The sequence below is a fragment of the Flavobacterium sp. genome (assembly GCF_039595935.1).
In the GTDB taxonomy this organism is placed as follows: domain Bacteria; phylum Bacteroidota; class Bacteroidia; order Flavobacteriales; family Flavobacteriaceae; genus Flavobacterium.
This window is the reverse complement of the sequence record NZ_JBCNKR010000002.1, coordinates 26,638-42,829: the sequence shown is the minus strand read 5'-3', so window position 1 is coordinate 42,829 and position 16,192 is coordinate 26,638. Positions and strand designations below refer to the sequence as shown.

At 34.4% G+C, this 16,192-nt stretch carries 12 protein-coding genes; 5 read left to right on the top strand and 7 right to left on the bottom strand.

The annotated features are described in order from the left end of the window. Positions 1-207 precede the first annotated feature (207 nt). From ABDW27_RS00260 to pdeM, 4 genes are all read left to right on the top strand, one after another. A complete protein-coding gene (locus tag ABDW27_RS00260) occupies positions 208-1,263 on the top strand; it encodes a ligase-associated DNA damage response exonuclease (protein WP_343694066.1) in 1,056 nt (351 codons plus the stop codon). A 6-nt stretch (positions 1,264-1,269) separates the two neighbouring features. Further along, positions 1,270-2,871, top strand: coding sequence for an ATP-dependent DNA ligase (locus tag ABDW27_RS00255; protein ID WP_343694065.1), 1,602 nt, complete (start codon positions 1,270-1,272; stop codon positions 2,869-2,871). A gap of 97 nt (positions 2,872-2,968) precedes the next feature. Further along, a complete protein-coding gene (locus tag ABDW27_RS00250; protein ID WP_343694064.1) occupies positions 2,969-5,428 on the top strand; it encodes a ligase-associated DNA damage response DEXH box helicase in 2,460 nt (819 codons plus the stop codon). A 5-nt stretch (positions 5,429-5,433) separates the two neighbouring features. Then, positions 5,434-6,066 (top strand): ligase-associated DNA damage response endonuclease PdeM, encoded by a 633-nt coding sequence (gene pdeM, locus ABDW27_RS00245; protein ID WP_343694063.1) that lies wholly within the window; start codon positions 5,434-5,436, stop codon positions 6,064-6,066. Here the strand turns inward: pdeM and apaG are convergent, their stop codons facing one another. From apaG to map, 6 genes are all read right to left on the bottom strand, one after another. Further along, positions 6,067-6,453, bottom strand: coding sequence for a Co2+/Mg2+ efflux protein ApaG (gene apaG / locus ABDW27_RS00240; RefSeq protein ID WP_012023834.1), 387 nt, complete (start codon positions 6,451-6,453; stop codon positions 6,067-6,069). A gap of 77 nt (positions 6,454-6,530) precedes the next feature. Further along, complete coding sequence (locus ABDW27_RS00235; protein ID WP_343694062.1) at positions 6,531-7,790, bottom strand: DUF5103 domain-containing protein; 1,260 nt, start codon at positions 7,788-7,790, stop codon at positions 6,531-6,533. A gap of 77 nt (positions 7,791-7,867) precedes the next feature. Next, positions 7,868-10,768, bottom strand: a complete 2,901-nt coding sequence (locus ABDW27_RS00230; protein WP_343694061.1) for a DEAD/DEAH box helicase — start codon at positions 10,766-10,768, stop codon at positions 7,868-7,870. Between the two features lie 120 nt (positions 10,769-10,888). After that, complete coding sequence (locus tag ABDW27_RS00225) at positions 10,889-11,662, bottom strand: methyltransferase domain-containing protein (RefSeq protein ID WP_343694060.1); 774 nt, start codon at positions 11,660-11,662, stop codon at positions 10,889-10,891. 81 nt (positions 11,663-11,743) lie between these two features. Further along, complete coding sequence (locus tag ABDW27_RS00220) at positions 11,744-12,118, bottom strand: GxxExxY protein (protein WP_343694067.1); 375 nt, start codon at positions 12,116-12,118, stop codon at positions 11,744-11,746. Between the two features lie 66 nt (positions 12,119-12,184). Next, positions 12,185-13,003 carry a type I methionyl aminopeptidase gene (gene map, locus ABDW27_RS00215; RefSeq protein WP_073412458.1) on the bottom strand — a complete coding sequence of 273 codons (819 nt, stop codon included), beginning with the start codon at positions 13,001-13,003 and terminating at the stop codon, positions 12,185-12,187. A gap of 218 nt (positions 13,004-13,221) precedes the next feature. On the opposite strand from map, the gene ABDW27_RS00210 reads away from it, so the two are divergent. Then, a complete protein-coding gene (locus ABDW27_RS00210; protein ID WP_343694059.1) occupies positions 13,222-14,475 on the top strand; it encodes a DUF445 domain-containing protein in 1,254 nt (417 codons plus the stop codon). Positions 14,476-14,657: 182 nt separating this feature from the next. Here ABDW27_RS00210 and gpmI read toward each other — a convergent pair whose 3' ends face one another. Next, the gene (gpmI, locus tag ABDW27_RS00205) at positions 14,658-16,175 is read right to left on the bottom strand and encodes a 2,3-bisphosphoglycerate-independent phosphoglycerate mutase (RefSeq protein ID WP_073412455.1); all 1,518 of its coding nucleotides are present in this window, start codon (positions 16,173-16,175) and stop codon (positions 14,658-14,660) included. Positions 16,176-16,192: the final 17 nt, after the last annotated feature.

Genomic DNA, 16,192 nt, shown 5'->3' with positions numbered 1-16,192 from the left:
GAATCCTTTTAACATGGGATAAATTATTTTAAAATTTACGAATTGTTTAATTTTTTACAAAAGTACAAATGATAATTTGATTATATCACAATACAATATTAAAAAGTTGTAATTTAATAAACTAATTGCATGAAGTTGTAAAACGGGTCTTTGTATAAAGGTTTAAATTTGAGCTACTTCTGAAAAGAATGCTTTAACTGTACTACTATGAAAATACCACTTTTAGCTTTTAACGACAAAGGTATTTACTGCCAGCAGGCCGACGTGTATCTTGATCCTTGGCGTCCTGTAAAGAACGCAATCATAACGCACGGACATTCGGATCACGCTCGGTGGGGACATCAAAATTACATTACACACCATACCAATATTCCGATAATTCGTCATCGCTTGGGTGAAATAAATGTAACCGGGAAAGAATGGGGAGAAACCTTTGTAATCAATAATGTAAAATTTTCCCTTCATCCTGCCGGACATATTATAGGAAGTTCACAAATTCGGGTAGAACATAAAGGTGAAGTATGGGTTTTTACAGGAGATTATAAAACGGAAGATGACGGAATTTCAATACCGTATGAAGTCGTAAAATGCGACACTTTTATAACTGAATGCACTTTCGGATTACCGGCTTTTAACTGGACACCACAAACCGAAGTAATTTCTGAAATCAACAATTGGTGGGCAGAGAATAAAGCTGAAGGAAGAACTTCCATTCTCTTTGGATATTCTTTAGGAAAAGCGCAAAGACTTTTAAAATACTTAGATACCGATATCGGAAAAATATATACACACGGCGCCATTGAAAATATGACGAATGTTTTGCGCCCGATGGTTGATTTTCCACCAACTGAATTAATTACCAAAGAAACCAAAAGAGAGGCACTTTTAGGAAATATAGTTCTCGCGCCGCCAAGCGCACACGGTAGTATCTGGATAAGAAAAATGACGCCTTTTGTAACCGGAGCAGCAAGCGGATGGATGGCTTTTAGAGGCGCAAGACGCAGACGTGCCATCGACAAAGGTTTTGTATTAAGCGATCACTGCGATTGGCATTCTTTATTAGAAAGTATTAAAGTAACTGGTGCAGAACGAGTAATTTGCACACATGGTTATACCGATATTTTCGCCAAATATCTAAGAGAATTAGGTTACGATGCCAGAACCGAAAAAACACAATATGAAGGCGAAACTGCAGAAATGGAAAAAGAAGATAAAGAAGCAGAAATCGATCAAAATGAAACTTCGATTATTTCTGAAAATTAAATGTAAATGAAAAATTTCGCCCAACTCATAAAAACACTGGACAGTTCAAATAAAACGAATGTAAAAGTCGATGCGCTGACGACGTATTTTAAAAATGCCTCGCCAGAAGATAAAGTATGGACAATTGCCATTCTATCGCACCGTCGTCCGCCGAGACCTGTAAATACGACTTTATTAAGACTTTGGGCAAACGAATTGGCGAATATTCCGTTGTGGCTTTTTGAAGAAAGTTATCATATTGTGGGAGATTTGGCTGAAACTATTGCACTGATAATTCCAACAACTAATGAACATTCCGATAAAAGTCTAACTGAATTTCTTCAGGAAATCATTGCTTTAAAGAGAAAAACCGATTCGGAGAAAAAAGAATATTTACAGCAAAACTGGATGGCGCTTAATTATTATGAGCGTTTTGTTTTTACCAAATTAATCACAGGAAGTTTCAGAATCGGCGTAAGCCAAAAACTTATGACAAGGGCTTTATCAAAAGCAGAAAATGTAGATGAAGATGCGCTGGCTTATAAATTAATGGGAAATTGGAATCCAAATACGATCACATTTCAGGAATTGATTCTGGATGAAAAAAGTTCAGATTATTTATCAAAACCATATCCGTTTTATTTGGCGTATCCAATTGAAGGCGAAATCGAAGACTTAGGAAATCCCGAAGATTGGTCAATCGAACATAAATGGGATGGAATTCGTTCGCAAACCATTATTCGTGACGATGAAATTTACGTTTGGTCAAGAGGCGAGGAGCTGGTTACCGATAAATATCCGGAGTTTCAGTCTTTCGCAGGAATTATTCCAAACGGAACTGTGATCGATGCCGAAATTTTGGCTTTTCCCGATAATCAAATTGGAACTTTTAATGATTTACAGGCCAGAATTGGGAGAAAAACTATATCGACAAATCTGCTGGAAAAAGTTCCGGTTATTCTAAAAGCTTACGATATTTTAGAATGGGAAGGAAAAGATATTAGAAATCTTCCGTATATAGAAAGAAGAAAATTACTGGAAGATTTGTACAATGAAATCAAAGACTTAACAACCTCATTCCGACTTTCAGAAAGAGTTTCTCTAACTTCATGGGAAGATGTTGCAAAAGAAAGGGAACGCGCCCGCGAAATGAAAAGTGAAGGTTTGATGTTGAAAAGAAATACTTCGCCCTATCAGATTGGAAGAAAAAAAGGCGATTGGTGGAAATGGAAAATCGAACCGTTGGTAATTGATGCCGTTCTTACTTACGCCATGCGCGGACACGGTCGACGCTCGAATTTGTTTACCGATTATACTTTTGCGCTTTGGCAAAACAATGAAAACGGCGAAAAAGAACTCGTAACTTTCGCAAAAGCCTATTCCGGTTTAACCGATGCTGAATTCAGAAAAGTAGATGATTTTATAAAGAAGAATACTTTAGAACGCTTTGGCCCCGTTCGAAGTGTCACACCAAAATTAGTTTTTGAAATTGGTTTCGAAGGAATTTCACTTTCGAAAAGACATAAAAGCGGAATCGCAACAAGATTTCCAAGAATTTTGAGATGGCGACAAGACAAAAAAATAGAAGAAGCTAATTCTATTGAAGATTTAAAAAATATGATTTCGTAATAGGTTCAAAGGGACAAAGTAACAGAGTTTCAAAGAAAAAAATACGAAACAATTAAACTTTGTCCCTCTGAGCCTTTGCAACTCTGAACCTAAAAAAATGAACAGAGAAGAACTATATACAATTGCCGAAAACTGGTTTAAAAGTCAGGGGTGGAAATCTTTTCCATTCCAGACGCAAACCTGGACGGCTTTTCTGCAAGGAAAAAACGGTTTATTAAACGCGCCAACCGGAAGCGGAAAAACCTATGCTTTGTGGTTTCCTGTAGTTCTCGATTACATCAAAAAAAATCCCGATTATAAAACCAAACACAAACCCGGATTAAAAGCCATCTGGATTACGCCATTACGAGCGCTTTCTGTAGAAATAAAACAAGCTGCGGAACGAATTATTACCGATTTAGGTTTGCCTTTAACTGTCGGAATTCGGTCTGGAGATACTTCGCAAAGCGAAAGAACGAAGCAGAAAAACAAAATGCCCGATCTATTAATTACAACGCCTGAAAGTTTACAGCTTTTGTTAGCATCAAAACAATACGGAAAAACATTTGCCAATTGCGGTGCAATTGTAGTTGACGAATGGCACGAATTAATGGGAACCAAACGTGGCGTGCAAATGGAATTGGCACTTTCGAGATTAAAAACAATCGCGCCAAAAATGAAAATCTGGGGAATTTCTGCAACAATTGGCAATCTCGAATTGGCGCAGGAAGTTTTATTGGGACACGATACGGAAGCTTATAAAAACTCGGTTTTAATAAAAGCCCACATCAATAAAAAAATAAAAATAGAATCGATTCTACCTGAAAAAATGGAAACCTATCCGTGGCGCGGACACATGGGTTTGCATTTGATTGATGAGGTTGCAAAAATTATCCGAAGAAGTAAAACAACTTTGATTTTTACGAATGTACGTTCAGCTTGCGAAATTTGGTTTCAGGCGATTTTAGAAAGATATCCTGAATTTGCCGGAGAAATCGCAATGCACCACGGAAGCATCAGCAGAGAAACCCGTTTATGGGTCGAAGATGCCATTAGAAACGAAGAATTAAAAGTAGTCATTTGTACTTCGAGTTTAGATCTTGGTGTTGATTTTGCTCCTGTTGAAACGATTATCCAAGTTGGCGGACCGAAGGGCGTTGCGAGATTTCTGCAAAGAGCAGGAAGAAGCGGACACCAGCCAGGAAAAGAAAGTATGATTTATTTTCTCGCCACACACGCAATGGAATTAATAGAAGCTTCGGCATTAAAAAAAGCGGTTGCCAAAACCGTTGTCGAAGACCGAATGCCGTATTTAAACAGTTGGGATGTTTTGGTTCAATATTTAAATACGCTAGCCGTTTCTGATGGATTTTTTCCAGATGAAATTTACGAAGAAGTAAAAACAACTTTCTGTTATCAAAATATAACCAAAGAAAACTGGAACTGGATTTTGAATTTCATTACAAACGGAAGCCAGAGTTTACAAGCTTACGACGAATTTAAAAAAGTAGAAATTGAAGAAGACGGACGTTATAAAATCAACAGTCGTTTTATTGCCATGCATCACAGAATGCAAATGGGAACTATTGTAGGCGATGCTGTTTTAAACGTAAAATTTCTTGGCGGAGGATTTATAGGAACTGTCGAAGAATGGTTTGCTTCAAAATTACAAAGAGGAGACGTTTTTACTTTTGCCGGAAGACGACTTGAATTGTTTCAGATAAAAAACATGCAGGTTTTGGTTCGAAAAGCTGATCCAAAGAAAACAGCGAGAGTTGTGAGCTGGATGGGAGGAAGAATGACTTTATCGGCACAAATGAGTGAATTGCTTCGGGAAGAATTGTATACTGCAAACACAGACAATTTGACTCCCGAACTAAAAGCTTTAAAACCTATTTTTGACAGACAACGAAAAGAAAGTATTGTACCCAATAACAATGAATTTTTAATTGAAACGTTTAAAACAAGAGAAGGTTATCACGCGATTTTTTATCCGTTTGAAGGTCGTTATGTTCATGAAGCAATGGCAAGTTTAATTTCGTATCGAATTAGTTTGCTGTCGCCAATCACATTTTCACTTGCTTACAACGATTACGGATTTGAACTGCTTTCTGATCAGGAAATTGATATGGAATCGGTTTTTGATAATAATTTATTCACGACAGAATATGTGCATCATGATTTGCAGAAAAGTTTAAATTCAACCGAAATGGCGCGCCGAAAATTCAGGGATATTGCCGTAATCGCCGGTTTGGTTTTTACCGGAATGCCAGGAAAACCAGTTAAAACAAAACATTTACAAAGCGGTTCGCAATTGCTTTTTGAAGTTTTTAGAGATTATGAACCCGATAATTTACTTTTGCAGCAGGCTTTTATCGAAACCTTTGAACATCAGTTAGAAGAAGGACGTTTGATTCAGGCAATGGAAAGAATTAACAGTCAAAATATTGTCTGGAAACAATGTAAAAAGCCAACGCCGTTTAGTTTTCCGATAATTACAGATCGTTTGCGAGAGAAAATATCAAGCGAAACTTTGCAGGAAAGAATTAAAAAAATGACGGCGAGTTATATGAAATAAAGAATATGAATATCAACATCAACAATCAAAATTTCGTTTTACATCAATCTGGTGCTGCTTTTTGGGAAGAAAAGAAAATTCTCTTTATTTCTGATTTGCACTTAGGAAAAATTGCGCATTTCAGAAAACACGGAATGGCGATTCCTGAAAAAGCAGTTTTAGAAAATTTTACCCGATTAAATGAAGTTTTACATTTATTTGATGCTGAAACTATTATTTTCCTCGGAGATTTGTTTCACAGTAAAATTAATAACGAATGGAATTTTTTCTCTGATTGGACTAAAACCGTTTCGCAGCAGATTATTTTAATTGAAGGCAATCACGACATCATCTCAAAGAAAAACTATGCCGATTTAAATATCGAAATCTACGAAGAATTAATTATTGATGATTTTCTTTTAACGCATCACCCAACAACAAGAGAAAACTTTTTTAATTTATGCGGACACATTCATCCGGGAATCAAACTAAAAGGATTGGGAAAACAATTCTTGAGTTTATCCTGTTTTTTTAGAAAACCGCATCAAATGATTTTTCCTTCTTTTGGAGAATTTACAGGCAATTTTTATTTATTTCCAGAAGAAAACGACAAAGTTTACGCTATTACTAACGATGAGGTAATCGAAATAAAACGTTGATTAGTTCAATGCAAAAGGAGCGCACATTCTAAAAGTAGGCACAATTACTTTGAATGTTTTAGTTGTCGTGAAATTGATCATATTAAAATGACCTTTCATGGCACCATAAGGAGATGATAATAAACAGCCAGAGCTGTAAGTATGGTTTTCGCCTGGTTTTAAAACAGGTTTTTTACCAATAACACCTTCACCGTCAACAATATCTAAATCATTTAGAGAATCGAAAATTTCCCAGTGGCGAGAAGTTAATTGTACAGAATCTTTACTATGATTTTCGATTGTAACTACATAACTAAAAGCAAAATGGATCTTGTAGTTTTTGAAGTAAGTGCCTTCAAAACTAGTTAAAACTGATATTTTTATGCCTCGAGTAATTTGAGAAACCATACTAACCTAGTAAATCTGTGTGTTATAGGTACAAAGCTACGAAAAAAAACTAGGAAACCTAAAACCTTAACAATGTTTTAATTAACTATATTTATGGAGTTTGCGTTGCCTTTTCCAATCACTCTTTGATAACGATCTACACTTTCTTTGTAATAAACTAAAATCGTATACTCATTTTCTGTCTGATAAAAATTACCGTCAATCGCATTTTCATAATCAATATTTCCCTTTTTATCAGCAACTGTATATTGAAAATTAGTAAAACCTTGTTTGATCATAACAGCCTTTTCAAAAACAGCTTTATCCGTATTGTAATCCATTTTATATTCTGGCGAAAGGCTGTAATTGTTGAACATTCCGGTAATATAAATGTCCTTGTTAAGCCTGAAAGCCGGTGCCGAAAGAGTAAAATAAACCCAGGCATAATCAGCTTCAATGCTGTTGTCTGAACCATTTATGTTTTTCACAACAAAATTTCCGTTTACATCATCATAGTTGGTATAAATCTGGTTTCCCCTTGCAGCATTGGTATACAAATACGCATTGTAAATATCACTATTGGTACCAACGCGGCCTACATTATTATTGGCAGCACGAATGTCTTTATTTTCAAAATATAAAAATTCATTTCCGCCCCAAAACTGAGTCTCTCCGTCATACTTATAAACCAGTTGATTTCCAATTGTATATTGTGGCGGAACATTTTTAATCGCAGTATTAAAATTTCCGTTTTGCAATAAAAGCACTTTTACATTTTGTGTTGGCGTCTGAAACGTAATATCGTTTGAAGCAATTGTAAAATCCAGATTTTGTTTATAATCAATATTGCTGAGGTTTCGGGTTCTTCTTACCTGTGCGGCAACCGTACAATGTTCTTCATAAACAATAAACTTTCTCGAGAAAACTACTTCTTTATCTTCATTTAAAATTTTCAGAATATAATTTCCTGATAATCTAATTTGGGTAACAAATTGATTTGGGAAAGAAAGACGGTAATGCGAATAAATCTGCAGTGTATTAAAAGAATTAGAATAATCCATAATTCGCTGTCCGTCAAAGCCTCTCAGATAATCCGTTTTAGGAATATCTGTAGGTTTCCAGTTATAATCGCAATGTGTGATTTCAAAATAATAGTTGGCCTCATTGCCAAATAAATCATCAAATTGGAATTCAAATGAATCGCCTAATGGAAATATAGGAACGACATTATTGCCATTCTGAACAAAAGTTACGGTTTTGATATTATATGGAGGAACTACTTCAGTTTGTATTTCCTGGGCTTTCGCCGAAGTAAAAATAAAAAGCGCAATTAAGCTTTGATATAAAAATTTTGGCATCTTATTACGTTGTAAGATTGTAAATATAAGAATTTTATTAAACGTAATAAGATGCTATTTTATTGGATCGGGCAATTTTAAGAATTCAGAATGTATTCTAAATTGGCTTCAATTTCATCATTGATATAACTTTCTTCAAGAAGCGAATCTGATAAAAGCTTTTTGTTTTCCTGCAGTTTGATGATTTTTTCTTCCACCGTATTTTTAGAAATAAAACGAATTACGTTTACTTTATTTAACTGTCCAATTCGGTGCGCTCGTCCAACTCCCTGTTTTTCAGCAAAAGGATTCCACCACGGATCTAAAAATAAAACATAAGACGCTTTTGTAATATTCAAACCAACACCACCGGCTTTTAGCGAAATAAAAAATAATAAAGGTTCTTCTTTTTCCTGAAATAATTTTACTTCTTGTTCTCTTTTACTTGCAGGAGTTTCGCCAGTAATTTCACAATACGTTATTTTGTTTTCTTTGCACCAATCTGTATAAAAATTCAGGTTGGTAACAAACGAACTGAAAATGATTACTTTCTGTTTTGCTTTTACCAAATTTTCAAGATAATTAGTAACCGCAATATATTTTCCCGAATCAATTTCAGATTCCTGATCGACCATTTTTGGGTGATTACTCAATTGTCTTAACTTCATCAACGTATTAATAATGCTGATTTTATCCGGACCTGAGCCATCAGTTTTTAAAAGGAAATTACGAGCTTTTGATTTTTCCTGTTCGTATAATTTTTCCTGTTCAGGATCCATATCGCAATAGTAAATCTGCTCTGATAATTCTGGTAAATCTTTTAAAACCTGTTCTTTAGTTCGTCTTAAAATATAAGGCTGAACGAGATTTTTCAATTCAGATAAAACATCTTCGTTCTGCTTTTTCTCAATTGGATTTTTAAAATTGTCAACAAAAAAATTATAACTGCCCAGAATATCCGGATTTATAAACTGCATCTGCGACCATAAATCGTCAAGCGAATTTTCGATTGGCGTACCGCTCAAAGCAATTTTATGACCCGTACTTATTTTGTTTATAGCTTTAAAAATCTTAGAATTCTTGTTTTTAATGTATTGACTTTCGTCCAAAATTAAATAACGGAAATCGTATTTTTCTAAAACTGAAATATCACGATGAATGATGCTGTAACTCGTAAAAATCAAATCTGTTGTGGCTAATCTTGCAGCTAATTGTTTTCTGTCATTGCCCACATATTGCATTCTCGAAAAATGCGGCGTGAATTTCCCAGCTTCATTAAACCAGTTAAAAACCAATGAAGAAGGTAAAACAATCAAAGCTTTTAGCGGTTCTCTTTCAATCGTGGTTTCGTTGGCAAATAAATCAAAATTGGTAGTTTTAGTCGTAAATTCCAATTGTTCCTGAACGGCAACCAAAACTGCCAGAGTCTGTAATGTCTTTCCAAGTCCCATATCATCGGCCAGACAAGCACCATGATTGGAATTAAAATGACCTAAAAGCCATTTCACGCCATCAATCTGATAAGGTCTTAAAGTTGCTTTTAATAAATCAGAAGCTGCGTATTCAACTTGAGCTGTTACTTCGTCTTTGATTTCCGGAATGGCATCCAGAGCCGTAAAATTGCTTTTGCGTAAAAGCAAAGTTTCTCCTTCTGTTTTTGCCAGTTTTGCCAGAGAACCATATTTGCTGAACCATTCCAGCGGAATTAAAAAATAGTTTCCATCAGGCAATGCAAAAAGCCTTTCCTTACTTTTTATATTTGGAATAATTTCGCTGAAATTAATTTTATAATTGCCAACAGTAATGATGATTTTAATATCAAACCAATCTCCATTTGTGTCTTTTGAAGCCGAAATAGTGTGATTTGAAGTAATGATTTCTTTGCTTTCGAGTTTTAAATTCTGAATATCAAAACCTAAACTTTTCAGTTTTTCTTTATTATCGATTATTAACTGAATATTGATATAAGGATCTGAAATTTCAGCTTCAGAATTCAGTCCAAATAACTCATTCTTGATTTTTATTAAACCAATTTCTTCTAATTTTTCTGTATATAAATTTTCATCTGTATTACGTTTGAATTGAATTATTTTCGGTTCATTGGCAATACTGAAATCTACAAAAGAATGTGTTTTCTTCGTTTTACTCGCATCAAATGAATAACCGTTGTAATCAAAATAAAGGTTGAGATAATAACAGTTTTTGAAGAAATCGTAAACTGGCTGAATCGAGCAGGAAACTAATGTGTCCCGAAGTTCAATTTCGAAACCAGTAGCTTCAATATCAATTTTTTTAGCAATCTCCGGAATAAAACTTTTGAAATAATCATCGACTAATTTTGATGGAATTTCGATGGATTTTTTCTTCAAAAAAGGCATTAGTTTTTTAGCATTCAGCTCTTTTAACTGACCTAATTTTTTATTGATAATTAACCAGCCCGGTTCATCTAAAAGAATATCCACATTACTTTCCATTGGCAGAAAAGCTTTTTCGTTTTCTTTTAGCGAAAGGGTATAAGTAATTCCTTCAGCGTGTTTGTCAAACTGAATCTGCGGCTCAAAATAAAGAGGTTCTATATTTACTTTTGAACGATAAAAATCTTTTTCTGGTCCGAGATTTAAAGACAAAGGAAATTGTTCTTTTACAATCAAATCGTAAAAAGAACTTAAATGAAATTTTAAATGCTGACGAATGGCAAACTCAATTTTTGAATCTTTTTGTAAATCAGCAATAGTTTTAGCCGATTTGATTTTGGTGCTGAATTTCTTGAAAATAAATTCAGGTTTTAAAGATTCGCAAGCTGTTAGAATTTTTTTGGTGTTAGAATCTAAATCATCAAAAACAATTCCGAAACTCTGCATTACGCCGGGACTTGCTTTTTTATCTAAATATTTAATTTCATCAGTATTCTCAACGATATAAGATGTTGGAATATGGGCATTAAGATTTTTGTCAAAACTAATGTCAAAACAAAATTGAAATGATTTTGTAGGTTCCAAGGTTTAGGGATTTGGTTGGCTTATAATTTAGGATTGGGCAAAAAAATAAAAAGAGTTTTCAAAATATCAATAATTTGAAAACTCTTTTTAAATGAACTTATATCATTGTATGGAGAAAAATTAGTTTTCCTGTTTAAAACAAAGCGGAATAATTTCTCCTTTTGCTAAACAGTATTTTTCTACCAATTCTGGTGCAATTTTATTCGTATAATCTTCTTCAATAACAATAAAACCAATGCTTCGTAATTTGTTGAAATAATCGCGTCCGTAAATGCGAACGTGATCGTATTGTCCGAAGATTTTAGCACGTTCTTTTTGATCTGTAATAGAATCGTCTGCAAACGTAACTTCGCGGTTTAAATCTTGTGGAATTTGTAAAATCGCCATTCCGCCCGGTTTTAAAACACGGTGTAATTCCTGCATTGCTTTTGTATCATCCGGAATATGTTCTAAAACGTGATTACATAAAATAACATCATATTCGTTGTCTTTAAAAGGCAAATTACAAATATCTGCTTTTACATCGGCCAAAGGCGAAAACAAATCGGTTGTCGTGTAATCCAAGTTTTTCTGGTTGCGGAATCTTTTGTAAAAAGCCTGCTCCGGAGCAAAGTGCAAAACTTTTTTTGGTGCGGTAAAAAAATCAGTCTGATCGTTTAAATACAGCCAAAGCAAGCGGTGTCTTTCTAACGAAAGTGTACTTGGCGAAAGCACATTATTACGCTGCTTTCCGTATCCGTACGGAAGAAAAGATTTAAAACCTCTGCCATCAATTGGATCAGTAAATTTATCTCCTTTTAATGAGAATGCTAAAATTGGTCGCGCCACATAACTCAAACGAATTAATAAAGGGCGGGGAATAGTATTTAAAACTAATTTAAAAAGTTTTTTCACAGTTAAATAAATTTGAACACGAATTTCACAAATTGACACTAATTATCGTTGCGGTGAAATTTCACGAACTTTTGATTTGGGTTATAATATTATTCTTTTGTATTTGAGGCTGTCTTCTCCAAAATTGACTAATAAACCAAGTTTGTTTTTTGATGCAGCCAAATAATTTAATGTTTGTTTTATCTCGCTTGTTGTTAATGATGTAATTGCTTTAAGTTCTAAAATAATTTCATCGAAAATAACAAAATCTGCAAAATAGTAACTTGGTAATATGATATCTTTATAAGTAATATTATATCTTAATTCTCTATTGTACGGAATCTCATTTCGTTGAAATTCATATTCTAAAGCATCTCCATAAACCTTTTCACTATGTCCTTTTCCTAAAATTTTATGGACTTCCATACAAATCCCAATAATTTTATAGGATTCGTCTCTTAAATATAATTCACTCATCATTCAAACATTCATTCAGTGTAATTTTACGGTAACACTAATCCGTGCAAATTCGTGAAATCTGTGTTATAACACCAACGGTACTTTTCTGAATTCGTCTTCTTCATTGCTTTCGATTCCTAAAGCTTTGTAGATGTATTGGAAAGTCGATAATAATTCCGGTTTTCCATCAACTAAAGCTACGTCATGTTCGAAATGTGCGCTAGGTTTTCCGTCTGCGGTTGTAATTGTCCAGCCGTCTTTGTGTTGTTTGATATTACGTGTTCCCATGTTGATCATAGGTTCAATTGCCACAACCATTCCTTCAACAAAAAGTTTCCCGCGTCCGCGTTTTCCGTAGTTTGGCATTTCTGGTTCTTCGTGCATTTTTTGTCCAACACCGTGTCCAACTAATTCACGAACAACACCGTAACCGTGAGCTTCAGTATATTTTTGAATCGCATTTCCAACATCTTCTACACGATTTCCAGCTTTAAATTCTCTAATTCCAACGTAAAGAGATTCTTTAGTTACCTGCAAAAGTTTTTTAACTTCAGGAGCAACTTCTCCAATTTCGAAACTGTAAGCATGATCTCCATGATATCCATTTTTAAAAGCACCGCAGTCTACAGAAATTACATCACCGCTTTGTAAAGGAATATTATTCGGAATTCCGTGTACAACCTGAGAATTCGGACTCATACAAAGTGAATTCGGGAAACCGTATAATCCTAAGAAACTAGGAACTGCACCGTGATCACGTATGAATTCTTCGGCTAATTTATCTAGATATAATGTAGTAACTCCTTCTTTAATTTCAGAAGCAATCATTCCTAATGTTTTTGAAACGATCAAAGCACTTTCGCGCATTAATTCGATTTCTTCTCTGGTTTTTTGGATGATCATATTTTTCAGATTTTCAGTTGGCAAAAGTACAATTTTTAATTAAAATTTTTCGCCACGAATTCACGAATTATCTCAAAACAAAATTTTTAAAAAACATATTACCAAATGAATTAATTAATTTTTAAATGAAATTCGTGAATTAGTGGCTATTTAAAGATTAAGATTGAAGAACGATCTCAGAAAAAAGCCTTAAATTAGTAGTAAAAATATGTAAAATCATGAAAACTATTATAGATCAGGATATATCTAAAGTAAAAGCTTTGCGACGAATGCAGCGAACCGCTTTGGGACTTTTAGGATTTGCGGTATTACTTTTTATAATTGCTATTTATTTTAAAATTCCCATTTTACAGGCGTTTAGCGAAGCGGCAATGGTTGGCGGAATTGCCGATTGGTTTGCCGTTGTGGCTCTGTTTTGTCATCCGCTGGGAATCCCGATTTGGCACACAGCTATTATTCCGACTAAGAAAAATGAAATTGGAGAAAACCTTGGAAATTTTGTTTCAGAAGAATTCCTCAATAGGGAAAAACTGGAAATTAAACTTGACGAATTTAATTTTGCCACAAAAGCTTCAGATTGGCTTTCTCAGGAAGAAAATGCAGATAAGATTGCCAGCGTTGTTGCGGTAAATATTATTCCTGGAATTTTAAAAGCGATTAAAGATGAAGATATCAAAAGATTTATTCAGGTTCAGTTTAAAGAAAAACTCGAAGGAATAAATTTTGGAAATTGGGTTGCAGTGGCTTTAGAACCTTTACAGAAAGGGGATTTAAAAAATCAAATGCTGACGAATCTTCTGGAAGTGATGAGCAGCGAGTTAACTAATAATAAAGATTTAATCAGGCAGAAAGTAAAAGCGTCGACTCCGTTTTTAAGTTTCGGACTGGCGGATAAAAGTATTACAGAAGGTGTTTTTAACGGTTTGCAGGATTTTTTAAATGAAGCTAAAAAACCGGAAAGTGCTGTACGTTTAAAAATCGATGAATACATTTTCAATTTTTTAGAAAAAGTAAAAAATTCGGAAGAAATGAGAGTTAAAATCAACGATATGATTTTAGGTTTTGTTGGGAAAAAAGAAGTTCAGGATTACATTAATGGAATTTGGGATGAAATAAAACTTTCGATAACCAATGATTTAGACAAAGGTGATAATTCTTCGATTAAAAATAGTATTTCAAGCCTTATCCAGACTTTTGGAAACGGAATTAAAGAAGATTCAATTATGATTGACAAAATCAATAATTTCATTAAAAATGATTTGCTGTCGGTTCTTCTAAATAATAAAAAAGTAATTGGAGATTTAATATCATCAACCGTAAAAAGCTGGGACGGAAAAGAGGTTTCTGAAAAACTGGAATTAGAAATAGGAAAAGATCTTCAATACATCAGAATCAACGGAACTTTAGTTGGCGGTGTTATTGGGCTTATAATTTATGGTGTTGAGCAATTGTATCATTATTTTATAATGTAAAATACACAATCTTGTCATTTCGACGAAGGAGAAATCTGCGCAAGAAGCTCTACAAAGATTGGAGATTTTTAGGGATGGAGTTACTTGCGCAGATTTCTCCTTCGTCGAAATGACACAAAAGATGTAAAAAAAAAGAGGCTGATTTTTTAAAATCAGCCTCTTTTTATATAAGAAATAGTTTTCTATAATAATGAATGACAAGTCATAGCGTTTGGCTGCTGCACTCCCATTAATTCTAAAATAGTAGGAGCGATGTCGCCTAGAACACCATCCTGAATATTTTTCAATTGTTTGTCAACCAAAATAATCGGCACTGGATTTGTTGTGTGCGCTGTATTTGGGCTTCCATCAGGATTAATCATTGTTTCGCAGTTTCCGTGGTCAGCAATAACGATTGTAGTGTAATCATTTGCAAGAGCGGCTTCGATTACTTTTTTCGCGCAGGCGTCAACAGCTTCACAAGCTTTAATTGCCGCTTCCATGATTCCGGTGTGACCCACCATGTCTCCGTTTGCGAAATTTAAACAAACGAAATCTACTTCACCTTTATTTAATTCAGGAACAAGAGCATCTGCTAATTCATAAGCACTCATTTCCGGCTGTAAATCGTAAGTGGCTACTTTTGGAGAATTTCTCAAGATTCTTGATTCGCCTTCAAAAGGAGTTTCTCTTCCGCCTGAGAAGAAGAAAGTTACGTGTGGATATTTTTCAGTTTCAGCAATACGGATTTGTTTTTTTCCTGCTTTTTCTAAAACTTCACCAAGAGTTTCTGTGATATTATCTTTGTTGTAAACTACTTTTACATTTTGATACGTTTCGTCGTAGTTTGTAAGCGTTACATAATATAAGTTTAACTTATGCATGTTTTGCTCGTGGAAATCCTGCTGAGAAAGCGCTTCAGTAAGTTCACGTCCTCTGTCTGTTCTAAAGTTGAAGAAAATAACAACATCACCTTCTACAATAGTTGCAAGAGGTTTTGCATTTTCATCTACTATAACAACTGGTTCGATAAACTCATCAGTAACATCTTTTTCATAGCTTTCTAAAACACTTGAAACTGGGTTTGTTGATGGAGTTCCAACACCGTTTACAACAAGATCGTAAGCTAATTTTACACGTTCCCAACGTTTATCACGATCCATTGCGTAGTAACGACCTACAATAGAAGCAATTTTTACAGGAGTATCTTTAATGTAATCTTGTAAATCATGAATGTATTTTGCTCCCGATTTTGGATCAACGTCACGTCCGTCTGTAAAAGCGTGAACATACACCTGATCTAAACCATATTCCTGCGAAGCATCAATTAATCCGCGAAGGTGTGAAGTATGAGAGTGAACACCTCCATCAGAAACTAATCCTAAAAAGTGTACTTTTTTATTGTTGTCTTTTGCATAAGTAAAAGCGTCAATAAGAACTTGTTCTTTTGCAAGAGTTTTATGGGCTACAGCTAAATTAATTTTTGCTAAATCCTGATAAACAATTCTTCCGGCACCAAGATTCATGTGTCCAACCTCACTATTTCCCATTTGGCCTTCTGGTAAACCAACGTTTAATCCGTCGGTACGCAGCTGTGCGCTTGGGTAATTTTTGTAAAGACTATTTATAAATGGAACATTTGCATTGTCTATTGCAGATACTTTAGGGTCAGGAGATTTTCCCCAACCATCTAAAATCATAAGGATAACTTTTTTGTTCATTACATTTTTGTTTTCTA

Bases quoted from the DNA above. Each gene is read 5' to 3' on its own strand.
- ABDW27_RS00235 (WP_343694062.1), bottom strand. From the start codon at position 7,790: ATGCCAAAATTTTTATATCAAAGCTTAATTGCGCTTTTTATTTTTACT.
- gpmI (WP_073412455.1), bottom strand. From the start codon at position 16,175: ATGAACAAAAAAGTTATCCTTATGATTTTAGATGGTTGGGGAAAATCT.
- ABDW27_RS00210 (WP_343694059.1), top strand. From the start codon at position 13,222: ATGAAAACTATTATAGATCAGGATATATCTAAAGTAAAAGCTTTGCGA.
- pdeM (WP_343694063.1), top strand. From the start codon at position 5,434: ATGAATATCAACATCAACAATCAAAATTTCGTTTTACATCAATCTGGT.
- ABDW27_RS00260 (WP_343694066.1), top strand. From the start codon at position 208: ATGAAAATACCACTTTTAGCTTTTAACGACAAAGGTATTTACTGCCAG.
- ABDW27_RS00250 (WP_343694064.1), top strand. From the start codon at position 2,969: ATGAACAGAGAAGAACTATATACAATTGCCGAAAACTGGTTTAAAAGT.
- ABDW27_RS00255 (WP_343694065.1), top strand. From the start codon at position 1,270: ATGAAAAATTTCGCCCAACTCATAAAAACACTGGACAGTTCAAATAAA.
- map (WP_073412458.1), bottom strand. From the start codon at position 13,003: ATGATCATCCAAAAAACCAGAGAAGAAATCGAATTAATGCGCGAAAGT.
- apaG (WP_012023834.1), bottom strand. From the start codon at position 6,453: ATGGTTTCTCAAATTACTCGAGGCATAAAAATATCAGTTTTAACTAGT.
- ABDW27_RS00220 (WP_343694067.1), bottom strand. From the start codon at position 12,118: ATGAGTGAATTATATTTAAGAGACGAATCCTATAAAATTATTGGGATT.